Genomic DNA, 23186 nt, shown 5'->3' with positions numbered 1-23186 from the left:
TAAGGGTGTAAGGGTGTAAGGGTGTAAGGGTGTAAGGGTGTAAGGGTGTAAGGGTGTAAGGGTTTCAAATATTTATACCCCTAAACCCCTATACCCCTATACCCTTCTCCAAACCCTTGATCTTTCGTTTTCATGGGTAAGTCATAAAGATGACTAACGAAATACTGGTGTTAGCCATTCAGTTTCTTTTCTACCAATTCGTTTGTCAGTTTGGGGTCAGCACGTTTGTTGGTCTTTTTCAGCACTTGACCGACAAAGAAACCCTTAAGATTGATGTTACCGTTGCGGTACTTTTCCAATTCTTTGGGGTTAGCGGCTATGACTTCATCAACGATGGGTTCTAAAACGCTGGGGTCGCTGATGAGTTCTTGACCTGCAAAGGCTTTTTCAGGGGATAATCCTGTGAGTAACTCTGGTAATTTTTGTTTAGCTTGGGCGTTGCTAATTTTACCAGTTTCAATCCGGGTAATCACATCGGCTAAGTTAGCGGGAGTTAAGCCGATTTCTGCGATGCTGAGTTTTTGTTTGTTGAGATAGGCGGCGATATCTTGGGTAATCCAGTTAGCGGCTGCTTTGGGATTTGCGCCAGATGCGATCGCTGCTTCAAAATATTGAGATACAATGACATCTTCTGTCAGCACACGGGTATCGTAAGCCGACAGTCCCAACTCACTTTCGTAACGATGGCGTTTTTGGGCTGGTAGTTCTGGTAATTCGCCACGCCATTGACTCAGTTGTGCTTCCGACACCTCAATAGGTGCTAAATCCGGTTCGGGGAAGTAGCGGTAATCGCTAGAACCTTCTTTAGTCCGCATACTAATTGTGCGTTGTGAACCTTCTTCCCACAGCCGCGTTTCTTGAATAATTTTTTCCCCTGACTCTATGGCTTCTATTTGCCGTTCAATTTCGTGTTCAATGGCTTTTTGAATGGCGCTGAAGGAGTTCATGTTTTTAATTTCTACCTTTGTGCCGAATTTTTCCTGTCCTACAGGACGCACAGATATATTCACATCACAGCGCAGAGAACCTTCCTGCATATTGCCATCACTAACACCGAGATAACGCATCACCCGGCGTAATTCTTGGGCATATTCGGCAGCTTCTTGCCCAGTACGGATATCTGGTTCTGAGACAATTTCTACCAAAGGCACACCCGCACGATTGTAGTCTACCAGAGAATAGGTAGAACCAGAGATGCGATCGCTCCCTGCGTGTACCAGTTTCCCTGCGTCTTCTTCCATATGCAGGCGGGTAATTCCAATTCGTTTACGTTTCGGGTTACCCTCAGCATCTAATAACTCAATTTCTAACCAGCCATGTTCAGCTATAGGTAAGTCATATTGAGAAATTTGATAATTTTTCGGTAAATCAGGATAAAAGTACTGTTTACGGTCAAATTTACTATATTTAGCAATTTGGCAATTCAAAGCCAAACCCGCCTTAACAGCGTATTCTAAGACTTTTTCATTAAGTACAGGCAAAACACCAGGCAGACCCATACACACTGGGTCAATGTTAGTATTAGGGTCAGCCCCAAACGCTGTTGAGCTACTAGAGAAAATTTTGGTATTAGTACTCAGCTGACAATGGGTTTCTAGACCAATAATCGCTTCATACTCAGTTTTTACAGTCGTAGCAGAAGTCATAGAATCAATAGTTCAAGGAATTTACACGTAGATTACTATTTTAGCCCTGCCTTGACGAAGAAAAGCAGAGGGCAGAAGGCAGTCCCAATGAAACAAATTTCACAGTCATAGATGAAAGATATCTTCCCCCTAAACCCCCATACCCTTACACCCCTATACCCTTGTTGGCAAATGCAGAAAATTATGATCATCGGTTCTGGAGGTGCTGGTAAATCTACCCTAGCCCGTGAACTGGGAAAAATTTTAGATTTAGACGTAATTCACTTGGATGCTTTTTACTGGAATCCTGGATGGGTGGAAACTGCCAAAGATGAATGGCAAATAATCATTCAAGACCTAATTAAGCGTGATTCTTGGATTATGGATGGCAACTATGGTAATACCTTGGATTTACGTTTACCTGTAGCAGACACGGTCATTTTTTTAGATTTTTCTCGCCTGTTATGCTTGTTACGAGTGATGCAGCGACGTTGGCAATATGCGGGTAAATCTAGACCAGATATATCATCAGGTTGTCCAGAAAGACTGAACTGGGAATTTTGTAAATATATATGGTCATATCCCATTACCCGTCGTCCTAATATTTTACAAAGACTCAGCAATCTGGCATCAAATCAGCAAGTATTTATCCTCCATAACCCCAGAGAAGTCAGAGAATTTTTACAACAAATTTCTCAGGCAAAGGGGTAACTTTGAACCCCAGATTTTAGCACTTGCAATATTTATCTGAAACTCGTAGCGTAACGCACTAAAACTAGTAGAAACAGTAAGTTAGGCTTGCCTTAATGCACTTCAACAAAACTGAAATTTATAGGTAAGCTTGTGTCTGATTTAGAACTACACAAATATCTCCCCAAACTTCCCGAAACAGCACTACAAGAATTTACAGAATGGTGTGTTGTAGAGCAGTCAAGAGCGGCAGGTATAGAATTTATACCCGACAAAACTAAGTTAGAAAAATTAATACCAAATGAGTATATCTGGCAAATTATTGACCAGTTTATGAAATCAAAACCAGACCCAATTAAAGCAGGTTTAGTATCGGCGATCGCTGGACAAGAAGCCGATAGTCATGGTTTAGTAGGTTCAGCAATTATGGCCGACTTCATATCCCTTTATGTTAAGTATTTAATTCCAGAGAATGGCAATACACCAGAAGAAGCGAAACAATTAATTTTGGAAGCTGCTATTCAGCAGTATGAAAAGCTTTCTGAGCTTGCCGATAAATATAATGTCCAGTTCTGATATCCAAAATAAGGGAGAGAAGGAAGTATTTTTCCTATCTTCCTATCTCCTCATTTCTCCTACTATTTTGCAGGTATAATCTCTTGATTTATTTCAAAGAGATTGGGATTTCTAGGATTAACTGTGACTCGTAACCAATGCACATTGGGAGAACCAAAGGTTTCAACCCGTGTGAAATTTGTAATCACTGTACCGGGTGCTTCATCTATATTTAAAGGTTTGTCAATGCGGAAGTAATGGCTATCTCCATGAACCAGCATTACTGGCTTACTATAATTTTTCAATTCACTTTTCAGTGCATTCACAAAATCACGAAAGCCATTTTGTTGTGCGTTGGCTGGAATATTGAAATCATCTGGATTGCCGTGAATAACAATTACCACACCAAGGCTTCTGTTAGCTTTAGCACGAGCAAAGGCTTCTTTTAGCCAGACAATATTAGCAGCATTACGTTCAGCATATTCAGCATCATTTACTGCATTTCTGCCAAGGTTATTGTTACTACCAACAACGTGAATACCAGTAAATAAAACATCCCCTTCCGTCCAGTAAACATTCTCACGGAACTTACTGTATTGAGACTTATCACTTTGACGATTTAGCTCAATTGTTCTTTGTCCTAAACTTCTATCTCCTTGAGTAAAAATTTCACGTAATTTTGCTAAACGCTCAAGGGAATCATATCCACCAGCTGCGGGACGATGACAATCTGTCCATTCGTTATCACCAAATATATAGACGAGGGGATGTCTAAATTGCTGTAATAACTGGAATCTTTGCAAGAATAGCTCATTAGAACATGGACTAGAACCACTCTTAAAATCGCCATCATGAATAACAAAGCGAACCCAGGAATTATTGATATCTTGAATTAACTTTTGAGTCTCTGTTTCTTGTCTGGCATCATAGGGAATATCACCAATGAGCGCAAAGTCGAAATTTTTGGGGCCACGACCATTAAATGATGGCTGTGCATTACTGGAAGAGATAAAGGTTGCAGAAATACCAAGTAAGCAAAATGGAGCTAAAATTCCTAGCAGTTTTGTGAATTTCATATTGTGCAGTTTGTTGTAATTCGCTAGGAGCTTAAGATTTTAATATTAAGAGTAAATTAAGAGAAAGTATGATAACTGGTAAATTAAATCATGTAGTAATATCAAGCGATCGCACATAATACTACTGATACCAATTCTCTATGAAGTTGCACCAAATAAATGATGTGGAGATGTTGTATGCAAAGTCTCTACAGTCCAGAATAAAGCACACCTTCATTCAGAAACGATATAACAAAATTCGGGTATCTAAACTTTCGTGTATGCTAGTATAGGCAACTCCATCAACATAGAGTCATCACTAACCTAATATTAACCATGACTCAACTCAAGAACAAACTCACCCTAGAAGAATTTCTTGCACTCCCCGAAGAAGACATTATCTATGAATTAATTGACGGAGAAGCTGTCCCCAAATTCAAAAATGGTGAAATGTCGCCAAAATTTTTTCATAGTTCCATAACAGGTGCATTATTTATACTCTTATCTACATGGGCGCAAGGAAAGGGGCGAGTTGTCATTGAATGGGCTATTAAACTAACACGAAATCAACAGGACTGGGTTCCCGTAGCAGATTTGGTCTATGTTTCTTATAACAGTCTTGCTGCTGATTGGTTGCAAGATGAAGCTTGTCCTGTTGCACCGGAATTAGTGATTGAAATTATTTCTCCTGGTCAAACCTTCGGGGAAATGATCGAAAAAGCAACGGATTATCTGAATGCCAAAGTGAAGCGAGTTTGGATTATTGACCCTAGAGCAAAAACTGTAACTATTTTCTATGCTGATGCTGCTCCTCAAACTAAACGGGGTAATGATAGTTTAGAAGATTCCCTATTTGTTGGGCTACGAATTACACCTCAGCACATCTTTCAACAAGCAAGAATTATTTAGGTTTTTAACTTTTGTTAATATACTTCATCATGACTACCAATATCAATAAATACAGCATTTCCTTCATCTATGAAATAAAATAACACCCTTGCATCATAATCTACGCTAAAACTCCATAGTTCATCGAGCTTACCTGATAGTTTATGAGTTTTCAAACTTTGATCAAATGGATCTGCTGTAAATCGCTCCACTTTCTGCCAGAATTTAGCTTCTAAATCCACATTTCCCTTGATTCGCTTTTTAAAGTAACGTTTAAATGATGCACTGAAACTGACTTCTATCATCACTCTTCCATCATCTGTTTCAGTTGGTCAATATTAGCACTGAACTTTAATTCACCATTCTTTTCTTCTAGCTTTGCTTTTTTGTAATTATCATATATTTCCTGCCTACGTTCCTCTCTTAAATACTGCTGTAATAACAATTGAATTTCTTGTTTTTCTTCAAACGAAAGTGCTTTGATTGCCTCTATTACATCACTAAAATCCATAGTAAATTATACCTTTTACTACTTACCTTATCAATTTAACACGATGAGAGTTTATATCCCAAACCAAGTACATATTTAACAGGTTAGGTAATAATTAATTAAACGATGCTCACTATTATTGGTTGCGGAAATCTCAATCGCTGTGACGATGCTGTAGGCGTAATCATCGCCCAACGCTTACAAAAATATCTAGCTGCAAATCCCCATCCCCATGTGCAGGTATATGACTGTGGAACCGCAGGGATGGAAGTTATGTTTCAAGCTAGAGGTAGCAAACAATTAGTAATTATTGATGCAAGTTCCACTGGTTCGGAACCCGGCGCAGTATTCAAAGTCCCTGGTGAAGAATTAGCAGCCTTACCCGAACCTAGTTATAACTTACACGATTTTCGCTGGGATCATGCTTTAGCCGCCGGGAAGAAAATCTTTCCAGATGATTTTCCTCAAGACGTAACAGTTTATTTAATTGAGGCGGAAAATCTTGATTTTGGACTAGAGTTAAGTCCTGTTGTTGAAAAATCTGCTGATGTGGTTTTTGAGAAAGTCGTGGAAATAATTCGTAATTAGGATGGGGACAAAAAAGTAAAAAGTAAAAAGCTAAAAGATTTGTTCTTTTGACTTTTGTCTTGATTGGGGAACTAGGTAATTTTCTTTCCCTGTTCCCCCTGCTTGTCTACTCCTCTCTTCGTCCCTACTGTCCATCACGCCATGTCTCGATAGACAGAGAGTTCGTCTACTCTCATTTCAAAAGGTACGCCTTCGCCTTCTGGGGGACAGACGCGAATTTTGGCACTACTGACCATTTGATTGATTAATTTACCCATTGGGACGAGTTTTTGCAAAACCCGCCAGTTGGTAACCTGATCTGGACATTCAATTACCAACGTCATTGCATTGGCTTGAGTTGTGACGTACCATCTGCAATTAGAGAGGAGATTCTGTAAGGTGCGATCGCATCCTTCATAAAAGTATTTACTTAGGGAATACTCTAATTGCTGTCTCAAGATAATGTCAGCCGAAGTTGGCTGCATGGGATGGGAATCATCTCCGCTAAAATCAAATCTGTGCCGATTCATCTTTGTTACAATCCTATTCAGGTTCCAATTGCCGTTGCATAAAGCACATCTTTATGTGTTTCTAAGAATTCCTGGGTTTCATCATCATAAAAAGCACCAATACCACTACATTGAATGCCTACATAATTACTACCCAAATAAATTCTCTGTCCTAAAAAACCAGCTATTTGCATTGCAGTTTGATAACTGGTGTATTCGGACACAAAAAACAAAACCACAGCACAATCTTTGGCAAGAGCTTGATTCACACACAAGTAACCAGTGTGTTCACTAAAGTCACCTGCTTTAACCAAATTCGCGCCTCTATATAACCCTGATTTCATCCCCTCGACTCGATGTATTACCGAGTAGGTTTCTATCTCCTCACCGCTTTCTGTCGGGATTGGCTGCTGTAGTAGTTGCAAGACATATAAGTAATGTTCTTGCGAAATGAACTCTTTCCGGAAACGTCTAATCGAACGTCTATTCCAGACAGTTTGGTAGAATTTATCCTGCTCAAAATCAAAGCAAGGCTGTTGTAATTGTTGCTGGTGACTTGGTTGCACAGATGTTGCTTGGTAGCTATCCTCAATAAATTGATTAGCTTCAAAGTAATCTGTGCCGCAAACAAAGGGAACTTTCAGCCTTAATTTTCTAATCTGTTTCTCGTGTATTTCGCCAGATATCGCACAACCAGTAATAAACTCCTTATTCTCAAACCCTAAATCTGTATTGAGAGCGAGTTTATCAAAATCAAAAATTAGCTGAATATCACGATTATGGAGATACGCTGAAGCAGCAACAGCACCTAAATGGTGTCCGCTATCTAATAAGCAATATCTCAAGCTCCTTTGTTTATATTTCCAGCTAGACCTATAATAAACAGAACTAATTAAAAAAATGAATCCAGTAATACATTTATTCGGTATAACATAACTCTCTAAGCCATCATCAATTAATTCATAGATGAGTGTTAGACAATTATTCTCAACTTCTAAATGATATATCCCATCTACTATTTTCGGCATTCCCCGAATCTGTACATACACCTCAGTGGGATACAGTGCGCCTGCTGAAGGATTTACCCGAAGTTTGTAACTTACATTGTTATATACCTTCTCAAAGGTGATAGCACTAGTTAACCAGATAAAAGAGTGAATTGGATTATCGAGATTTAATTTCACTCGACGATAAAACTTGGGATAAAATTTAAATGCCGATGGTTGAGTTGAGGCATCTAAATAATTTGGATCAAGCTGTACCGACAAGTAAGAATGCTTAGTTGCTTCATGGTAAGCTTTACCGAAAACATCACTTTGTGGCATTTTTCAGTAACCTTAGAACTTCTACATTGCTAGCAAAATCTATTGCCTGAAAATCATCCAAATTTTTTAAATATAAGTTAGGATGATATTGTAGGAGCAACTTCAATACTTCTGTCTTACCTGCTGATGCGGCATACATTAAAACAGTAGCACCGTTATCATTTTGGTTATCAATGTTAATTCTAGCTGCCAGTAGCAGATGAATTAAATCATAATGATTGCCAAAACAAGCAAACCACAAAGCATTATTATTGTCGTTGTTTCTAGCGTTGATATCCACACCTAAATCAATTAGTTCTTTGACGACAGCGCCAACCCCTTCTCGTGTAGCTTTCATCAAAGCAGTATCGCCATTTTCCCCAGGTTGTTCTAAATCTTCAGGATTGTAGCCTTTTCCTATCAACCATTCTTTAGTGGCTGCACTCAAATTGAAATGACTTTTACGGTTCATCATTTGTTGTAACTCGGAAGAATTTGCATGGAAAAGATAATGGTGGACATTGCCCACCATTACTCAACACAATGCTATAGAATCCTAGTTATTAGAGTTGTAAAACCATACTCTAAACTGTAACTAGCTCTGGTTTATCAGCAAATAGTTCTCTAGCAGATTTGTCTGGTTTTGGTAAGCCATAAAAGCAGGCTTCTACTTCCAGTTCATCCACTAAATCCCAAGCCTCAATAGCTCGTTTAGAATCTGAGCCATAGTTAGCAGAAATTCCTCGCGCATCGGAGATAGCTTTGTGTAATTCTTTGCGTAAGAAAGTTAATTTTGGTTTAGGAATACAGTCGCCTTTGCTGACAATATCTGTAATGGAAATTACGCCAAGTAATTCACCTTTAATTACAGGCGCACACCACAGATTTGTAGTTGACAATAAACGAGCTACATACTCTACATCAAGATCAGGATCGACAGTGATGCAGGGTTTGCTCATAATTTCATAGATACGGACATTTTCGGAGTCTTTTCCATAAGCAATCACCTTACCTGCAATATCAGCCACAGTAACAATACCGTAAGCATCAGCACTATGACGAGGTTCGACAATCAAAGCACGCAGTCCTTTGAGCCTCATGAGTCTCACTGCTTCTGCTACACTCGCAGAACCGCGAATAGTAGCTACATCTTGAGTCATAATTTGTTTAGCTCTCATAATTACTGCTCCTTATGTTTGCAAGGAAGGAAATTATTTCTAAACTGCCGTAATTTCGCCCAAACTGCTTTGGCAAAGCCTGCATAATTAGAGTAATTAAATATGCCGGCTGAAAAGCGTTTAAGGTAATTAGACACACCTCATGATAAGTATGAGACTTATGACAAACCCTAATAAATCTGGTTGTTTTTGTTTAAAGATTTCCGCAGCGTTCCGAGAGTATCATCTTGAAGATATATGACCATCTACCCAATTTCTAAGATTGACCAGTATTAAGGTAGGAATGTCTGAGATAACCCTGTAATCGCTTTTTGCTGAGGTCTAGGTTCACTAGCAACAATTTAGCTTACTTATATATTATCACTCTGATAAGCTTAGATTATGAATGTTTCTAACAATTGCCGTGTACATTGATTAAATCCGCTTAAAAAATACTACAACAGCAGCTATTTTGACAGTTATCTTGTATGATGTCAGCTATTTTTTTATTGATAAATCAAGGATTTAAGTAAATAACATTGCCTGGGCGGAGAATCAATAAAATTATTATAATATAACGTCTAAATAGATTCTATATTTATTTAATAAAAGACAGATAATCACCTTTCAATGTTTAAATTTATATCTATTGGAATAATTAAAAAAGTCTAAAGGGGTGATTTGTTTTACTGAAAATGTTGGTATTCTGTTTGCTGTAAACAGGTAAGATTAGAAAATATGGAAGTTAGCGCACGTAATTTCTTGAAAACAACTGTTAAAAAAGTTGTGCCTGGTACTGTCAACACCGAGGTGACATTAGAACTAGCGCCTGGGGTAGAGATAGTTTCGATTATCACCAAATCATCAGCAGACAAACTCCAACTAACTGAGGGTAAGCAAGCATACGCTTTAATTAAATCCTCAGATGTGATAGTTGCTGTTGACTAAACCAAAACTAATTAGGTGGCTTACCTTTATTCCCTAAATAGAGACGTTATATATTAAAGTCTCTATTTATTTTATTTCCCTAATATTTTAATAATTTCAAGTACTCTCATACTGTAATACCAATTCTCTATGAAATTGCACCCAATAAATGATGTAGAGACGTTGCGTGCAACGTCTCTATAGTCCAGAATAAAGTACATCTTCATTAAGAAACTAAGAAACGGTATAAGATAAGTTACTTACCAGTAAAAATTTTTCTCAATTCAATCAATTATTAATTACACGAACGTAGATATTACGGGCAAGTTCTTTATCTATCTCTAAGAGAATGCTTCCTACTTGAATCATTAAAGAAGGGAATTCTTGCTCTATGGTGATAGTGACCCCAGTATTTAAGCCCAGAGACTTGAGTTTTTTGAGAATATTTTTATCCTGAATATTGCAGAACTTGACTATTCCGCGATCGCCAACTTTTAGCAATTGCAAAGAACTGCCATTTACAGTAAATGGTGAAAACATTGGTGTTAATCAATTCAGAATAGATTTATATAAGAAATCAGGATGAACTATATCCTTCATCCTGATTTAAGCTACACTTGCACAAGCTGTAAATAGTAGCGATTACAGCAATAAATTAAGCAAGGTATGGTTCTTGGTGGGTCTTAATTGTGCAGTTGGAGCGGGGGTAAGTAACACAAAGTAAAGCAAAGCCTTTACCAACTTGTTCGTCATCCAAAAAGATTTGATCAGATTGGTCAACTTCACCTTCAACAACTTTGCCTACACAGCTAGAACAAGAACCAGAATGACAAGAGAAAGGTAACTCAATACCATTTTCTTCTGCACCATCTAAAATTGTAGTTTCTTCATCAATTTCGATGGTGGTATCGATATTTTCTTTCTTGCTAATCAATCTAACTTGATAGGTAGCCATTTTCTGATTCTCCTCAAATTTATAGGATCGATAGATTTCTCGAAGTTAAATCTCCCTGAATTCTTCGAGAATTAAGCCGGAGTTGGACACTGCATTTGATGGGAAGCAATTATCCATTTTGTTTACAGGAAGACTTGATGCGATTAACAGTTAACTGTTAACTGATGTACTAGGTAATAATTACGAATTATTTAGCTGCAAGGTACACCTTCGGGGGAGCAGTCACCTGCTTTGAAAGACTTTCCACAACCGCAAGTACTAGTAGCGTTGGGGTTGGTGAACTTAAAGCCACTTTCGACAAGACCTTCAACAAAGTCGATGACAATTCCTTCTAACAAAGGTGCGCTTTTAGCATCGACGTAAACCAACACACTACCTTGTTGACTTACTAAATCATCTGGTTGCGGCTGACTGGTGACATCCATCAGATACTCATAGCCACTGCAACCACCATCTTTGACAGAGATGCGAATACCTTTTGTGGTTTCGTTAGCGTCTTTCGCAGAACCTCGCAGGAATGCTCGTAGACGAAATTCGGCCTTTTCTGTTAAAGTAACGGTCATCAAATCTCCTGATTCGTAGCGAATAGTTGTTGTGCTTTCAGGTGTGGTATTCGTAGTGATGTGTGAGATTGCGTTTGTGTCAACTATGTGTGCAATTACTACTGGTTTCCATTGAGTTGGATTGTGCATATCTCCAAGGCGCATCATTACCGCAAACAGCACAAGAGCGATCGCGGTACAAACGACGCTTGGCAAATTCCATCCGATTCAAGTCTATGGTGAGTAATTGCGACAATAGCGGCTGACTAAAACCAGTGATCAACTTAATTGCTTCCAACGCTGTTAGACAAGCTAGTGTCCCAGAGACAGCGCCTAAAACAGAAAAGCCGCGCCGATCCCACTCTGGTTTTTCGGGGAAGATGCAGGACAAACAAGGAGTCACACCAGGAATAATTGTTGTCAGATAAGCTTCCATCCCGTCCATCGCTGCTTCTACCATTGGCTTACGCCAACGCACACAAGCTGAGTTCAACAAATCACGCTCAGTAAAATTGTGCGCGCAGTCCAGCGCCATATCAGCAGACTGTACCAATGAATCTACGTTTTCCGAGGTTATATAGTCGTGAATTGTTTCTATCTGGATATCAGGATTAATTGCTTGTAGGGTTTCTTTGGCTTTGAATACCCTTGGTTTACCAACCCAATCATCCGTCATCAGAACCTGACGATTCATATCATCCAGTCGCAAATCACCGCCCCGGACGAGGATTAGTCGCCCAACGCCCGCTACTGCTAGGTAAAGCGCCGCCGTACCGCCTAATCCCCCCACACCTGTGACTAAAACTGTCGCTGACTTCAGGCGTTTTTGAGCCGCTTCGCCAAAATTAGGGAGCATCATTTGGCGGCTATAACGTTCTAACTCGGTAGGCGTTAGGTTGATCACTTTATACCTCCTAATCAGACGATAGTTCTGTCAGCGTGATTACATTTTTTGGCTTATCCTTAAACACCTTGAACAACTTTTGTTCTTGTGGGGATGAGCCGAGGAATACTTGATAAGCTGATTGCAAAGCTAATGAATATTGATTTAACTTTTCTTCTGCACTTATGTCGGGATAATTAGTATCAATTTCGCTGATGAGTTGCGAGAATTTTTTCAAAATATGCAAACGATTAACATTGACAATCTTTGCATCGTAATCTAGCTCAAAGAATTTAAAATATTCTTCTGCATCTACGAGCTTCTTAAATTCTTCTAGGCTCTTAGTCATTTAGTGTTCTCCAATTTCTTCAACTCTTGCTTGAGTTCATCTAGCTGACGATAAATTTCATAAGTTGCAGCCGCAACGTCCATCAGTTGGGTGTAATCTGTGGGCAAACCTTCTGCTAAATCGTGCAGATCCATTTTCATTTGCCCGGCTTTACTATTGAGGCGTTTGATTTTGGTTTGTATTTCCTCAATCGTTGTTTCTTCTATTTGCATAGTCTTGAATAGTTTTTGAATGTCTCACGCAGAGGCGCAGAGAGTAACACTTTGCGTTCCTCCGCGTAAACCTCTGTGTCCCTCTGTCTTGAAAAGTTTCCTACGCCGGGAAACCCGGCTTCGAGGAACTTTTCGCTGCGTTTAAAACTCCTCTTACAACTTACTTACTTCTTTATAGCGATTAGCTAAATCAACTCCTTTTGCAACATATCTATCACCTTCTTCCGCTAGTTTCTCTAAAGAGTCAAAACCAAAACGATGAGCATCTCTTAAGGTTTTAACTGTGAGTATTAGACGACCAGAAAAAACTAACGCCCAGCCAAAACCTTCATGACTTAAGTCAAGTACAACTTGGGAGATTAAGCCTGTTTCTTGTTCAATTCTGGCGGCGATCGCCTTAAAGAAGGACATAATCCGTGATATGGTTACGGGGTCAACTTCTCCTTGCACGGAAATTTCCCGTTTTTTTTGTTTGGTGACAACAAAACCTTTGAGGAGTAAATCATCAGACCAGCTACGATATACTCCATAAGCATCTTGTCCGCGAATTTGGAGGACTAAGGCTTTCAAAAATGGGGAGGTAGAAACGACACTAGTAGTAGTGCCGTTAACGTTATTTTCTGGGGTCATACTGTTGCTTCGTCTTCAATTTCATCAGCAAAATTTCTGGTTTTTGGTTGCAATGCTTTCCGCAACCAAGGTGGAGGATTACCTTTGAGGGTTTCGACTAATTTATTCAGGAGTTCGCTGATTTTTTCTTCTTCCGATCGCGCCTTTACAGGAGTGACACCTTTTTTGATTAATTTGGCAGCCGCAGTCCCACCAATAGCGACGACATACACAATGGCACAGTCAGCTAATGCGGCTAATTTTGGTGCAACTTTATCCTCGTTGCCATCTTCTTTGAGTTCGCCTTCAAAGTTCAATGTTTCTAAAAATTGATATCCTTCCGCATTAATTTCGTAGACATCAATTTCTTTAGCAGAACCGAAGTGCGAATTAATATGAATTCGGTCACTAGTGGTAAAGGCAATTTTCATTCTGATTGCTCCTGAATTGGGGATTGGGGACTGGGGATTGGGGATTGGGGATTGGGGACAAATTAAATTCTCTTTTGTTACCTATTACCCATTACCTATTACCCATTACAAAATTCTCATCAAAGTTCTTAACTCTTGCTTCTTCTGCATCTATAAATAGGTTACCGATGCCAAATAAGACTTCCATTGAGCCGCGATAGCCGACTTTCGTGAAATGACCATTACCTAAGCGGTCATAGATGGGGATACCAAGACGATAATGAGGGATGGAAAGACGTTTGGCGATCGCTGCTAAGTTAGAATTACCAATTAACAGGTCAGATTCTACTGCCAGTTGTTCAAAGTCTTCTAAATCACCGATGGTTACGCTCTTGATGGGGAGTTGTTCTAATAAGGGTGAGCGTGTGGTAGTAACGGCGGCGTGAATTTGTGTCCCCATTGATTGTAGGAACTTGACCATTGACCACAACAGGTCTGGTTCCAACGCCAAGGAGATGCGTTTTGCACCGAAGTAAAAGTGTGTGTCTAACATTGCATCTTGCAGTTGGCGACGTTGACGACAATACTTTTCTGGTACTGGGTTGCTGCTGAGAATTGCTAAGGCTTGGATAAATTCGTCTACGGGTTCTAAGCCAGTGAGTTCGCTAAAGACTTCGTAGGGAATGTTAAATCTGTCTTCCAGAATCCTCGCCGCACCCCGCATACTTTCACCCAAGGCGATGGTGAAGGCGGAACGACCGACTTCTTTTAGTTGTGCAACGGTTGTTCCACTCGTTGTTACCGAACTATATTCCTCATCCAGGTGTCCATCCAAGGAAGCACCAATATCAGGAACGAAGATAGGTACTAAACCAAAAGCGGTGACAATCTCTTTGATTTCTTGTAAATCTCCGGGAGTGAAGGCAGAACCAGCCAAAATTGTGACTTGTTCGCTTCTGGTTGTACCGGGTTGGGGAATTTCTTGGACGATGCTTTCTACAGCCGCCGCAAATCCATCTTGCAACGCCCCTTTAAAATCTGGTGTAGGCGCGAATACAATTGGTAGGTGAGATATTTCCGGATGGCGATCGCGGATATCCTTAAGAAAGCGTTCAATATCATCGCCTCTGGTTTCTGTTAATCCAGTGCTACACAGACCAATAATTTCTGGGCTGGACTTCTCCACCAAAGTGAGAATTGCTTGCTCAATATTATCCTCACCACCCAAAATGGTAGTTACTTCCGTCATCGCCGTTGTCGCCAGAGGTATGGCTTCCCGAAAATGCCGGACTAACACCACTTTGGCAAAAGCTGTACAACCTTGGGAACCATGAAACAGAGGAATCATCCCTTTCAATCCCAAGAAGGCCAGAGAAGCACCCAGGGCTTGACTTTGCTTGAGAGGATTGACTGCAACTGATTTATTGGGGAGCGTAACGATCGCCATCAGATTAACTCCTCTAGAGAGGGGACTGGGGATTGGGGACTGGGGACTGGGGATTGGGTATAAGGTACAGTGACAGCCACCATTAAATTAACTCCTCTATAGATGCCAAGATATGATCGTGATTACTTGTATATTCGTGAGCCAGTATTCCCAAATCTTCATCCCAAGGCGCAGGCTTACGAATTTGTTCCCAAATCGGGCTGTAGAGGGCTTCGTACAATTCCCGCGCCATTTCAACCATGCCCACATAACCAGCATAAGGATGATGGCGTTCTTGGTTGATATCCAGGAAGGGAATCCGGGCTTTGAGGGCGGTGTATTGGTTACGACCACCAGCAATTAACATATCAGCTTGCGTATCTTTTACCAGTTGCAGGAGTTCTTTGGCATTGCCTTTTTCGAGCATGATGCCATCAGCACCCAACAACCGTTTGATTTTAGCTTTATCTTCTTCTGTACTTTTTCTGGTACTGGTAGCCACAACTTCAATACCCAAGTCCTTCGCCGCCGAGATAATCGACCAACTCTTGACACCACCGGTATAGAGTACGACTCGCTTACCCTTGAGACGAGCGCGATAGGGAGCCAGTGCCAAATCCAGCGCCGCCGTTTCCTCTGCAATCAGCTTTTCTGTCCGCGCTTGCAAATCAGGGTCGCCCAATTTGGCGGCAATATTCCGCAAACACCGATTCATATCATCGATGCCATAGAAAGATTCTTCAATGTAGGGGATGCCGTATTGTTCCTCCATTTTTCTCGCCATATTGAGCAGCGCCCGTGAACAAATCATCACATTCAGCTTGGCGCGGTGTGCATAGCGGATTTCTTCAAACCGAGCATCGCCTGTGATTTTCGATAGGACGCGAATACCCAATTTTTCTAGTAACGGCAGGACTCCCCACATTTCTCCGGCGATGTTATATTCGCCGATTAAGTTTATATCATAGGGTGTGGTGTACTCCGGTTCTGCTGTACCGACAACATATTCTAATAAAGATTCACCACCAAAACGGTTGCCCAAGTTCTTACTCCCAATAAACCCAGGAGCAATTACAGGGATAACAGGAGTGCCAATTTTCTCCGCCGCAGTTTTGCAAACAGCATCAATATCATCACCAATCAACGCCGTCACACAAGTAGCGTAGACAAATACCGCCGATGGATTGTAGCGTTTGTGAATTTCTAGAATTGCCTTATAGAGTTTCTTCTCACCACCGAAAATTACATCATTTTCTGACATATCGGTAGTAAAGCCCATTTTGTAAAGCTGGGGGCCGGAAGAGAGACTACCACGACTACCCCAAGAATTACCAGCACAGGCGATCGGGCCATGCACCAAATGAGCCGCATCCACAATCGGAACCAGGGAAATCATCGCCCCATCAAATGCACAGCCCCCTTGAGCCGCCCCAGGTTGCGCTTGTTGTGAACAAGACTTATTCTTCTTCTCACCATGCTTATGCTGATTATGTTCACATCCCGACTCATTCAGTAACTCGTTGATTTTGCCTTGGGTGTTCTTCATCTCTCTTCTCGCACGCGATCGACGTTGTTAATTGTCAGTTATCAGTAAATAGTGAAATGATCCCCAATTCACCGATAACTGTTCTTAATAAACTTCTTGCAAAAATCTTCTTTCATCACGCGAAATACACAAAAATCCTCCGCGTACCCTCCGAAGTTATGATCGGCGGGAGCCGCCGCTCATACTTCTCTCTGCGTTAACCTCCGCGATACTTTGCGTTTTAAAAAACTGACAAAATCATCAACGGTAGCATTTTCATAAACAGACCTTTGCAAGAAATACGGCTAATTAGATAACGCAAAAAGCAAGAGAAAATCCTTTCCCTAGCCCCTAGTCTCTAACCTCTAACCTCTAGCAAATGTACTTCGTTACATCCTCTCCACATTCATCAGCTAGATAAGATAAAGCGCGAAAACGCAACCCGACAAATTCGTCATACAAAGGATTGAGTTTACACAATGCTGGAATATGGATAGTCCGCCCAAATAAATTAATGTCTCGCTCAAAAGGACAACAGCAAGGAATTACCTGGCAAACAAGATGAGCGAAACGAGCATTTTTAACCGGAAAATTATCAACCAAACCACGCAAAGGACGAAGCACATCAAAAGCGCCTGGTTTCTTATAGTTTGGTGGATGGAAATTAGGATGATGCTGATGAGTGTGAGTTGATGACATACTAAGGAACTTAAAGTGAATAGAGTATTTAGACGGGTGTAGGGGTATAGGGGTATAGGGGTATAGGGGAGAAACAAACAATTGATTTGTAGCTATTTCATTGTCTTGTTTAATTTATTCTCTTACACCCCTACCCCCTTACACCCTCACACCCAAACTGATGATTAGATATTGGGTACTGGGGACTGGAAGGGACTGGGAAAAAATATTCCTAGTACCCAATACCCAATCCCCAGCCCCTAAGTTCTACCTTTCAATGGCAGGCTGCATTAATTTCTAGCGAATCAAGTCGAAGGAGATATCGGTCTTACCAGTGATGTTGGTGCTGCGATCCATTTCATCCAACAGGGTGTTAACAACCCAGTTAAGAATATTTAGACCACCTTGGTAGCCGAGGGTAGAATAACGGTGTAAGTGGTGGCGATCGAAGAGAGGATAACCAATCCGCACCATTGGGATCTTGGTATCACGCCACAGGTACTTACCGTAGGAGTTACCGATGAAGAAGTCTACAGGCTCGGTGAACAACAAGCTGCGGAAATGCCACAAGTCTTTTTGAATCCAGACTTTAGCTTCTTTACCAAATGGGCTAGCAGCGAGGATAGCTTCCATTTCTTTCTTGAAGGTTTCGTCACCGTTGTTGCAAAGGATGTGTACTGGTTCAGCACCCATCTCTAACAAGAAGCTGGTGATGGAGATGATCAAATCTGGATCGCCGTAGATAGCGAACTTCTTACCATGAATCCAAGCGTAGGAGTCGGTGATAGCATCAACCAAACGACCGCGTTCGATTTCCAACTCTTCAGGAATAGCCTTACCGGTCAATTCAGAGATAGCTGTTAAGAACTCGTCAGTACCCTTAACACCAAAGGGGCGCAATACTTGTGTTTCTTGCTTCCACTGGGTTTTGATATACTCACGGGTCTTGGGTGTGGTGTAAGCTTGGAGAGCAACAGTAGCTTTAGCGTTGATAGAATCAGCCGCATCTTCCAGCTTGGTACCACCTGGGTACATTTCGTACTCACCAGTGTTTGGTGAATCAAAGTAGTCGCTGCTGTCAGACAGGATTGTGTAATCAACACCCATTACACCCAACATCCGCTTAACTTCGCGGTTGTTACCTACATAGGTATCAAAACCAGGAATGATGTTGATTTTACCGTTGCTGGTAGCTTTCTTCTTACCTTCTGTCAAGTTAGACAGAATACCCTTCATCATGTTGTCATAACCAGTTACGTGAGAACCAACGAAACTGGGGGTGTGAGCAAAGGGTACAGGGAAATCTTGAGGAATAGAACCAGCGTTCTTGGAGTTGGTGATGAACGCACCTAAGTCGTCACCGATAACCTCAGCCATACAGGTGGTGCAAACAGCAATCATCTTAGGCTTGTACAGTTGGTAAGCAACCTGCATACCTTCAACCATGTTGTTCAAGCCACCGAATACTGCTGCGTCTTCTGTCATGGAAGAAGATACTGCGGAGCAAGGCTCTTTGTAGTGACGGCTGAGGTGTGTACGGAAGTAAGCAACGCAACCTTGAGAACCTTGTACGAAAGGTAGAGTACCTTCAAAACCCAAAGCAGCGAACATCGCGCCTACAGGTTGGCAACCTTTAGCAGGGTTAACGGTTAAAGCTTCACGAGCAAAGTTCTTTTCCCGGTAGTCCCAAGATTTTGTCCATTCAGACACTCTTTCAACTTCTTCAGGAGGATGAGCGCCTTCAAAGTTCTTTCTCTTGTTTTCAAATAGCTCGGTGTATTCTGGCTGTTTGAATAGATCAACGTGGTCTACAATTCTTTCAGGATTCTGAGGCATTGTTGTATCTCTCTACGCTTGCTGGTTGGTTTGTAAGTGATGAGTGAGGACAGCCTGGGGGGTTCACTCCTCCTCAAGGTAGTAACGAGTGATGAATCATGAATAATGAATAAAAATCTTCATCCAGCATTCAGCATCCACCATTCTTCCCTGGGTTCCTGGGGCAACAACCCCAGGCTATCCCTCTATTTATCTGGAATTAGGCAGCAGCCTTAGCTTTTGTAGCAGCTTTCTTCCAAGGAGCGCCAATCAAGTCCCAAGTGGGGCTGTTGAGCGCTAAATCCATGTCACGGGCGAAGATAGCAAATCCGTCGTAACCGTGATAAGGGCCGGAGTAATCCTTTTTGTGGTTTAATAGCTTTCAACAGCTTAATGTTTGCACTGAGCAGTGTTAGTGATGAACATTGTTTGCTGATAACACATTAATTTTTAGGCTAAATATAGGCTAATACCACAGCGATGCAAAATCAGGGTCAAGACAAATATCAACAAGCCTTTGCAGACTTAGAGCCACTTTCATCTACCGACGGCAGTTTTCTCGGCTCAAGTCTGCAAGCACAGCAGCAAAGAGAACACATGAGAACAAAAGTACTACAAGACCTAGACAAAGTAAATCTGCGTTTGAAGTCTGCAAAGACGAAAGTATCAATTCGGGAATCCAACGGAAGTCTGCAATTACGAGCAACGTTACCAATTAAACCCGGAGACAAGGACACCAACGGTACTGGGAGAAAACAATACAATCTCAGTTTGAATATCCCTGCCAACTTAGATGGACTGAAGACGGCTGAGGAAGAAGCTTACGAACTAGGTAAATTAATCGCGCGGAAAACCTTTGAGTGGAACGATAAATATTTAGGCAAAGAAGCCACTAAAAAAGATTCACAAACCATAGGTGATTTACTAGAAAAATTTGCCGAAGAGTATTTTAAAACCCATAAACGCACCACCAAAAGCAAACATACCTTTTTTTACTATTTTTCCCGCACCCAACGATACACAAATCCCAAAGATTTAGCAACGGCGGAAAATCTCATCAATTCAATTGAGCAAATTGATAAAGAATGGGCGAGATATAATGCAGCCAGAGCCATATCTGCATTTTGCCAAACATTCAAGATAGAAATTGATTTGTCTCAGTATTCCAAAATGCCCGATCGCAATTCGCGCAACATTCCCACAGATGCAGAAATATTATCAGGAATTACCAAATTTGAAGATTATTTAACTACTAGAGGTAATCAAGTTAATCAAGACGTAAAAGATAGCTGGCAACTTTGGCGCTGGACGTATGGAATGTTAGCAGTTTTTGGTTTACGCCCTAGAGAAATTTTTATTAACCCTGATATCAATTGGTGGTTAAGCAAAGAAAATACAGACTTAACATGGAAAGTAGATAAAGAGTGTAAAACTGGGGAAAGACAAGCATTACCGTTACATAAAGAATGGATTGATGAGTTTGATTTAAGAAACCCCAAGTATTTAGAAATGCTGGCGATTGCCATTAGTAAAAAAGATAAAACTAATCATGCAGCAATAACAGCCTTAACCCAGCGTATTAGTTGGTGGTTCCGTAAAGTTGAATTAGATTTTAAGCCCTATGACTTACGTCACGCCTGGGCAATTAGAGCGCACATTTTAGGTATTCCAATCAAAGCGGCGGCGGATAATTTAGGTCATAGTATGCAGGTTCATACCCAAACCTATCAGCGTTGGTTTTCGTTAGATATGCGGAAGCTGGCAATTAATCAGGCGTTGACTAAGAGGAATGAAATCGAGGTGATCAGAGATGAGAATGCTAGATTGAGGCTGGAGAATGATAACTTGAAGCTGGAGATTGAAAAGTTAAGGATGGAGTTAGTTTATAAATATAGCTAAATTTATAAAAAATCTAGCTATTTATGTAAAAAAAAACTATAAATTATGGTTGTACTATTTGTAGTAGGAAGTAAGTTTGCTAATAGGTTGTCTTGTCGTCCGTATACAAATACGCTAAACTAGCCGATTGGATCGCATATACCAGGAATAAGAGGAAGTGAATGGCTGAAAGCATCTCTACAGTTGATCTGTTTTGTGGTGTAGGTGGACTCACTTATGGATTTGAACAAGCAGGTCTTACAGTAAAAGCTGGATATGATATTGACCCAGCCTGTCAATTTCCATATGAATACAATACCAAAGCAGAATTCATACTAAAAGATGTAGAGCATATTAATGGCTCTGATTTGGCAAAGCACTTTTCTGACAGTAACGTAAAGGTTTTAGCTGGTTGCGCCCCCTGTCAACCTTTTTCAAGTTATTCGAGACGTTATATAGATAAACAATCAAAATGGAAGCTTGTGCAAGATTTTGCTCGTCTTGTGCAAGAGTGTGAGCCGGAAATTGTTTCTATGGAGAACGTACTTCAGCTAAAGTACCACTCAGTTTTTTATGATTTTACTCAGCAGCTAGAGTATTTACACTATTCATTTGATACTTACGAAGTGAATTGTTTAGATTATGGAATTCCTCAAACTAGAAAACGGTTAGTTCTTCTCGCTTCAAAATTCGGTAAGATTGACTTGATTCAACCTAACCATGAGATTCAAAAATACAGAACAGTACGTGAAACAATTGGACATCTTGAGCCTCTTTTGGCAGGACAAGCATCTAAAACTGATAGACTTCATCAATGCAGCAAATTATCTCCTCTAAATCTTCAGCGCATACGTGCTTCCAAACCTGGTGGAACTTGGCGTGATTGGTCTAAAGACCTCATAGCTAAATGTCATACGAAAAACAGTGGCAAAACTTATTCGGGAGTGTACGGTAGAATGGAATGGGATCAGCCTAGCCCAACAATCACCACGCAGTGCTTCGGTTTTGGTAATGGACGCTTTGGACACCCTGAACAGGATAGAGCCATATCTCTAAGAGAAGCAGCATTATTACAAACTTTTCCAGCAGATTATGAATTTGTAGCCCCTAACGAACCTGTTATTTTTGCTCGCGTAGGAAGATTCATAGGAAATGCTGTTCCTGTCAAACTAGGTCAAGTTATTGCTCAAAGTCTTCTTCAACATATCAATAAATTTATTTAAGAAAAGCTTATACAGGACGAATCCAAATATTCTTTTGCATTTAAATACTTTTCAATATTTTCCAATATCTGACGCATATATTCTATTACCTCTTCTTTAATTTGTATAAGGTCTCCGATACTTATATCTTTACCAACTTCAGAGAATGATTTGTTTCCATGAGCTAGATCATTTCTGTTACGCATGATACTGTATAAGTTTTCACCATGCCTTGTTTTAGCATAGTCAGTGTTAAAAGAAAAACCATATTTTCTGGCTGTCTTGGTAATTTCATCCCGGTCAAGATTTCCTGAAAATAATTCCTTACTTTTAAATCCAGCAGTTATAATATCAAGAGATATATCTGATATTTTAGTATGGATATCTTCAGGTGAACGATTTTTAAAGTTTTGAAGTACAACTTTCTTGATTTCAATTCTTACAGAATTAAAAGACACCTTTTTACCCTTTAGCTCATCAAAAATAGCTTCAATTGCATTCCTCATACTAGATTCAATGAGATTATATAGTAGTAGAAAAGCATTGGCTTTTAGAGTTTTAGCTAAGTCAGGATCAATAGCTTTAATCTTTTGCTGATCTGTCTCATCTGATACAGCTAACTTAGTTGTTTCGTTAATCAGTCCCTCTAAAAACACAAAATATTCATTAATTTCTTGGACACGAGTGTTGAAATCTAACAGAACTGTTTGCATGGCTAATTTAGAAGTTGGTCACGCACGTATTCAATACGTCGAATTACTTTAGGTTTAGAGTTGCTTGCATCGGATGTGGTATATTCTTTAAACTCTTTTGATTCAAGCCAATCTATCGTTTTTGGCTCCAAATCATTCTTCTGTCGCAGTGCTAGTGCAACACCTACAGGTAGTGGTAAATATGTAGTGAAGCTAGATAATTTCTAACTCAAATTATTCTTT

28 protein-coding genes and 1 pseudogene are annotated in these 23186 nt (G+C 40.4%); 7 read left to right on the top strand and 22 right to left on the bottom strand.

The annotated features are described in order from the left end of the window. Positions 1-170 precede the first annotated feature (170 nt). A complete protein-coding gene (gene gatB, locus ACM5QX_RS27485) occupies positions 171-1646 on the bottom strand; it encodes an Asp-tRNA(Asn)/Glu-tRNA(Gln) amidotransferase subunit GatB (protein ID WP_414756403.1) in 1476 nt (491 codons plus the stop codon). A gap of 111 nt (positions 1647-1757) precedes the next feature. Here gatB and ACM5QX_RS27480 point away from each other — a divergent pair, with 111 nt between their 5' ends. Both ACM5QX_RS27480 and ACM5QX_RS27475 read left to right on the top strand, forming a co-directional pair. Continuing rightward, positions 1758-2336, top strand: coding sequence for a DNA topology modulation protein (locus tag ACM5QX_RS27480; RefSeq protein ID WP_414756402.1), 579 nt, complete (start codon positions 1758-1760; stop codon positions 2334-2336). A 132-nt stretch (positions 2337-2468) separates the two neighbouring features. Continuing rightward, positions 2469-2891: a hypothetical protein gene (locus tag ACM5QX_RS27475; RefSeq protein WP_190569894.1), complete on the top strand. Its 423-nt coding sequence runs from the start codon at positions 2469-2471 to the stop codon at positions 2889-2891. A gap of 62 nt (positions 2892-2953) precedes the next feature. On the opposite strand, the gene ACM5QX_RS27470 is transcribed toward ACM5QX_RS27475, so the two are convergent. After that, the gene (locus tag ACM5QX_RS27470; protein WP_414756401.1) at positions 2954-3946 is read right to left on the bottom strand and encodes a metallophosphoesterase; all 993 of its coding nucleotides are present in this window, start codon (positions 3944-3946) and stop codon (positions 2954-2956) included. 315 nt (positions 3947-4261) lie between these two features. On the opposite strand from ACM5QX_RS27470, the gene ACM5QX_RS27465 reads away from it, so the two are divergent. After that, the gene (locus tag ACM5QX_RS27465) at positions 4262-4834 is read left to right on the top strand and encodes a Uma2 family endonuclease (protein WP_414756400.1); all 573 of its coding nucleotides are present in this window, start codon (positions 4262-4264) and stop codon (positions 4832-4834) included. 14 nt (positions 4835-4848) lie between these two features. Here ACM5QX_RS27465 and ACM5QX_RS27460 read toward each other — a convergent pair whose 3' ends face one another. Beyond that, positions 4849-5118, bottom strand: coding sequence for a type II toxin-antitoxin system YafQ family toxin (locus tag ACM5QX_RS27460; protein WP_414756399.1), 270 nt, complete (start codon positions 5116-5118; stop codon positions 4849-4851). Continuing rightward, positions 5118-5324, bottom strand: a complete 207-nt coding sequence (locus ACM5QX_RS27455; protein WP_414756398.1) for a hypothetical protein — start codon at positions 5322-5324, stop codon at positions 5118-5120. Before ACM5QX_RS27455 ends, ACM5QX_RS27460 begins: the two co-directional genes overlap by 1 nt. A gap of 105 nt (positions 5325-5429) precedes the next feature. Here ACM5QX_RS27455 and ACM5QX_RS27450 point away from each other — a divergent pair, with 105 nt between their 5' ends. Next, complete coding sequence (locus ACM5QX_RS27450; RefSeq protein ID WP_414756397.1) at positions 5430-5891, top strand: hydrogenase maturation protease; 462 nt, start codon at positions 5430-5432, stop codon at positions 5889-5891. A gap of 134 nt (positions 5892-6025) precedes the next feature. Here the strand turns inward: ACM5QX_RS27450 and ACM5QX_RS27445 are convergent, their stop codons facing one another. The 4 genes from ACM5QX_RS27445 to ACM5QX_RS27430 form a co-directional block, all read right to left on the bottom strand. Next, positions 6026-6400 (bottom strand): hypothetical protein, encoded by a 375-nt coding sequence (locus ACM5QX_RS27445; protein ID WP_011320639.1) that lies wholly within the window; start codon positions 6398-6400, stop codon positions 6026-6028. A 17-nt stretch (positions 6401-6417) separates the two neighbouring features. After that, positions 6418-7704, bottom strand: coding sequence for a nitroreductase family protein (locus ACM5QX_RS27440; RefSeq protein WP_414756396.1), 1287 nt, complete (start codon positions 7702-7704; stop codon positions 6418-6420). Further along, positions 7691-8155 (bottom strand): ankyrin repeat domain-containing protein, encoded by a 465-nt coding sequence (locus tag ACM5QX_RS27435; protein ID WP_414756404.1) that lies wholly within the window; start codon positions 8153-8155, stop codon positions 7691-7693. Before ACM5QX_RS27435 ends, ACM5QX_RS27440 begins: the two co-directional genes overlap by 14 nt. Before the next feature lie 112 nt (positions 8156-8267). Continuing rightward, a complete protein-coding gene (locus tag ACM5QX_RS27430; RefSeq protein ID WP_011320636.1) occupies positions 8268-8861 on the bottom strand; it encodes a CBS domain-containing protein in 594 nt (197 codons plus the stop codon). 717 nt (positions 8862-9578) lie between these two features. On the opposite strand from ACM5QX_RS27430, the gene ACM5QX_RS27425 reads away from it, so the two are divergent. Next, the gene (locus tag ACM5QX_RS27425; protein WP_011320635.1) at positions 9579-9788 is read left to right on the top strand and encodes a TOBE domain-containing protein; all 210 of its coding nucleotides are present in this window, start codon (positions 9579-9581) and stop codon (positions 9786-9788) included. 267 nt (positions 9789-10055) lie between these two features. On the opposite strand, the gene ACM5QX_RS27420 is transcribed toward ACM5QX_RS27425, so the two are convergent. The 13 genes and pseudogenes from ACM5QX_RS27420 to ACM5QX_RS27360 all read right to left on the bottom strand — a co-directional run. Beyond that, on the bottom strand, positions 10056-10307 hold the full coding sequence (locus ACM5QX_RS27420) for a FeoA family protein (RefSeq protein WP_414756395.1): 252 nt from the start codon (positions 10305-10307) through the stop codon (positions 10056-10058). 115 nt (positions 10308-10422) lie between these two features. Continuing rightward, on the bottom strand, positions 10423-10722 hold the full coding sequence (locus ACM5QX_RS27415) for a 2Fe-2S iron-sulfur cluster-binding protein (RefSeq protein ID WP_011320633.1): 300 nt from the start codon (positions 10720-10722) through the stop codon (positions 10423-10425). A gap of 191 nt (positions 10723-10913) precedes the next feature. Further along, the gene (locus tag ACM5QX_RS27410) at positions 10914-11285 is read right to left on the bottom strand and encodes a HesB/IscA family protein (protein WP_011320632.1); all 372 of its coding nucleotides are present in this window, start codon (positions 11283-11285) and stop codon (positions 10914-10916) included. Between the two features lie 79 nt (positions 11286-11364). Next, positions 11365-12168 (bottom strand): HesA/MoeB/ThiF family protein, encoded by an 804-nt coding sequence (locus ACM5QX_RS27405; protein WP_414756394.1) that lies wholly within the window; start codon positions 12166-12168, stop codon positions 11365-11367. Between the two features lie 10 nt (positions 12169-12178). After that, entirely contained in the window at positions 12179-12496 is a 318-nt protein-coding gene (gene nifW, locus ACM5QX_RS27400; protein ID WP_010995605.1) for a nitrogenase-stabilizing/protective protein NifW, read from the bottom strand. Next, positions 12493-12708 carry a CCE_0567 family metalloprotein gene (locus tag ACM5QX_RS27395; RefSeq protein ID WP_414756393.1) on the bottom strand — a complete coding sequence of 72 codons (216 nt, stop codon included), beginning with the start codon at positions 12706-12708 and terminating at the stop codon, positions 12493-12495. Before ACM5QX_RS27395 ends, nifW begins: the two co-directional genes overlap by 4 nt. A 153-nt stretch (positions 12709-12861) precedes the next feature. After that, positions 12862-13338, bottom strand: a complete 477-nt coding sequence (locus ACM5QX_RS27390; RefSeq protein WP_414756392.1) for a NifX-associated nitrogen fixation protein — start codon at positions 13336-13338, stop codon at positions 12862-12864. Then, positions 13335-13748, bottom strand: coding sequence for a nitrogen fixation protein NifX (gene nifX, locus ACM5QX_RS27385; RefSeq protein WP_011320628.1), 414 nt, complete (start codon positions 13746-13748; stop codon positions 13335-13337). Before nifX ends, ACM5QX_RS27390 begins: the two co-directional genes overlap by 4 nt. Before the next feature lie 91 nt (positions 13749-13839). Further along, positions 13840-15174, bottom strand: coding sequence for a nitrogenase iron-molybdenum cofactor biosynthesis protein NifN (gene nifN, locus ACM5QX_RS27380; RefSeq protein WP_414756391.1), 1335 nt, complete (start codon positions 15172-15174; stop codon positions 13840-13842). A gap of 82 nt (positions 15175-15256) precedes the next feature. Then, complete coding sequence (gene nifE, locus ACM5QX_RS27375; RefSeq protein WP_414756390.1) at positions 15257-16699, bottom strand: nitrogenase iron-molybdenum cofactor biosynthesis protein NifE; 1443 nt, start codon at positions 16697-16699, stop codon at positions 15257-15259. Positions 16700-17050: 351 nt separating this feature from the next. Continuing rightward, complete coding sequence (locus ACM5QX_RS27370; RefSeq protein ID WP_011320625.1) at positions 17051-17377, bottom strand: Mo-dependent nitrogenase C-terminal domain-containing protein; 327 nt, start codon at positions 17375-17377, stop codon at positions 17051-17053. Positions 17378-17653: 276 nt separating this feature from the next. Continuing rightward, positions 17654-19192: a nitrogenase molybdenum-iron protein subunit beta gene (gene nifK / locus ACM5QX_RS27365; RefSeq protein ID WP_414756389.1), complete on the bottom strand. Its 1539-nt coding sequence runs from the start codon at positions 19190-19192 to the stop codon at positions 17654-17656. A 199-nt stretch (positions 19193-19391) separates the two neighbouring features. Next, a pseudogene (locus ACM5QX_RS27360) lies at positions 19392-19541 on the bottom strand (nitrogenase molybdenum-iron protein subunit alpha); the annotation flags it as partial. A gap of 110 nt (positions 19542-19651) precedes the next feature. On the opposite strand from ACM5QX_RS27360, the gene ACM5QX_RS27355 reads away from it, so the two are divergent. Then, positions 19652-21070: a site-specific integrase gene (locus ACM5QX_RS27355; RefSeq protein ID WP_414756388.1), complete on the top strand. Its 1419-nt coding sequence runs from the start codon at positions 19652-19654 to the stop codon at positions 21068-21070. Between the two features lie 161 nt (positions 21071-21231). Next, complete coding sequence (locus ACM5QX_RS27350; protein WP_414756387.1) at positions 21232-22272, top strand: DNA cytosine methyltransferase; 1041 nt, start codon at positions 21232-21234, stop codon at positions 22270-22272. Here the strand turns inward: ACM5QX_RS27350 and ACM5QX_RS27345 are convergent. Then, positions 22269-22964, bottom strand: coding sequence for an MAE_28990/MAE_18760 family HEPN-like nuclease (locus tag ACM5QX_RS27345; protein WP_414756386.1), 696 nt, complete (start codon positions 22962-22964; stop codon positions 22269-22271). The two genes, ACM5QX_RS27350 and ACM5QX_RS27345, sit on opposite strands and share 4 nt — an antisense overlap. Positions 22965-23186 lie beyond the last annotated feature (222 nt).

Source organism: Anabaena sp. CCY 9910, from assembly GCF_963920875.1.
GTDB lineage: Bacteria > Cyanobacteriota > Cyanobacteriia > Cyanobacteriales > Nostocaceae > Trichormus > Trichormus variabilis.
The sequence above is the reverse complement of the archived record's forward strand: the minus strand, read 5'-3'. Positions and strand labels throughout refer to the sequence as shown.

Bases quoted from the DNA above. Each gene is read 5' to 3' on its own strand.
- ACM5QX_RS27395 (WP_414756393.1), bottom strand. From the start codon at position 12,708: ATGCAAATAGAAGAAACAACGATTGAGGAAATACAAACCAAAATCAAA.
- ACM5QX_RS27445 (WP_011320639.1), bottom strand. From the start codon at position 6,400: ATGAATCGGCACAGATTTGATTTTAGCGGAGATGATTCCCATCCCATG.
- ACM5QX_RS27470 (WP_414756401.1), bottom strand. From the start codon at position 3,946: ATGAAATTCACAAAACTGCTAGGAATTTTAGCTCCATTTTGCTTACTT.
- nifX (WP_011320628.1), bottom strand. From the start codon at position 13,748: ATGAAAATTGCCTTTACCACTAGTGACCGAATTCATATTAATTCGCAC.
- ACM5QX_RS27450 (WP_414756397.1), top strand. From the start codon at position 5,430: ATGCTCACTATTATTGGTTGCGGAAATCTCAATCGCTGTGACGATGCT.
- ACM5QX_RS27440 (WP_414756396.1), bottom strand. From the start codon at position 7,704: ATGCCACAAAGTGATGTTTTCGGTAAAGCTTACCATGAAGCAACTAAG.
- ACM5QX_RS27480 (WP_414756402.1), top strand. From the start codon at position 1,758: ATGAAAGATATCTTCCCCCTAAACCCCCATACCCTTACACCCCTATAC.
- ACM5QX_RS27465 (WP_414756400.1), top strand. From the start codon at position 4,262: ATGACTCAACTCAAGAACAAACTCACCCTAGAAGAATTTCTTGCACTC.
- ACM5QX_RS27425 (WP_011320635.1), top strand. From the start codon at position 9,579: ATGGAAGTTAGCGCACGTAATTTCTTGAAAACAACTGTTAAAAAAGTT.
- ACM5QX_RS27355 (WP_414756388.1), top strand. From the start codon at position 19,652: ATGCAAAATCAGGGTCAAGACAAATATCAACAAGCCTTTGCAGACTTA.
- nifN (WP_414756391.1), bottom strand. From the start codon at position 15,174: ATGGCGATCGTTACGCTCCCCAATAAATCAGTTGCAGTCAATCCTCTC.
- nifE (WP_414756390.1), bottom strand. From the start codon at position 16,699: ATGAAGAACACCCAAGGCAAAATCAACGAGTTACTGAATGAGTCGGGA.
- ACM5QX_RS27455 (WP_414756398.1), bottom strand. From the start codon at position 5,324: ATGGATTTTAGTGATGTAATAGAGGCAATCAAAGCACTTTCGTTTGAA.
- ACM5QX_RS27415 (WP_011320633.1), bottom strand. From the start codon at position 10,722: ATGGCTACCTATCAAGTTAGATTGATTAGCAAGAAAGAAAATATCGAT.
- ACM5QX_RS27430 (WP_011320636.1), bottom strand. From the start codon at position 8,861: ATGAGAGCTAAACAAATTATGACTCAAGATGTAGCTACTATTCGCGGT.
- ACM5QX_RS27435 (WP_414756404.1), bottom strand. From the start codon at position 8,155: ATGAACCGTAAAAGTCATTTCAATTTGAGTGCAGCCACTAAAGAATGG.
- nifW (WP_010995605.1), bottom strand. From the start codon at position 12,496: ATGACTAAGAGCCTAGAAGAATTTAAGAAGCTCGTAGATGCAGAAGAA.
- ACM5QX_RS27420 (WP_414756395.1), bottom strand. From the start codon at position 10,307: ATGTTTTCACCATTTACTGTAAATGGCAGTTCTTTGCAATTGCTAAAA.
- ACM5QX_RS27370 (WP_011320625.1), bottom strand. From the start codon at position 17,377: ATGTCATCAACTCACACTCATCAGCATCATCCTAATTTCCATCCACCA.
- ACM5QX_RS27410 (WP_011320632.1), bottom strand. From the start codon at position 11,285: ATGACCGTTACTTTAACAGAAAAGGCCGAATTTCGTCTACGAGCATTC.
- ACM5QX_RS27345 (WP_414756386.1), bottom strand. From the start codon at position 22,964: ATGCAAACAGTTCTGTTAGATTTCAACACTCGTGTCCAAGAAATTAAT.
- ACM5QX_RS27390 (WP_414756392.1), bottom strand. From the start codon at position 13,338: ATGACCCCAGAAAATAACGTTAACGGCACTACTACTAGTGTCGTTTCT.
- ACM5QX_RS27460 (WP_414756399.1), bottom strand. From the start codon at position 5,118: ATGATAGAAGTCAGTTTCAGTGCATCATTTAAACGTTACTTTAAAAAG.
- nifK (WP_414756389.1), bottom strand. From the start codon at position 19,192: ATGCCTCAGAATCCTGAAAGAATTGTAGACCACGTTGATCTATTCAAA.
- ACM5QX_RS27350 (WP_414756387.1), top strand. From the start codon at position 21,232: ATGGCTGAAAGCATCTCTACAGTTGATCTGTTTTGTGGTGTAGGTGGA.
- gatB (WP_414756403.1), bottom strand. From the start codon at position 1,646: ATGACTTCTGCTACGACTGTAAAAACTGAGTATGAAGCGATTATTGGT.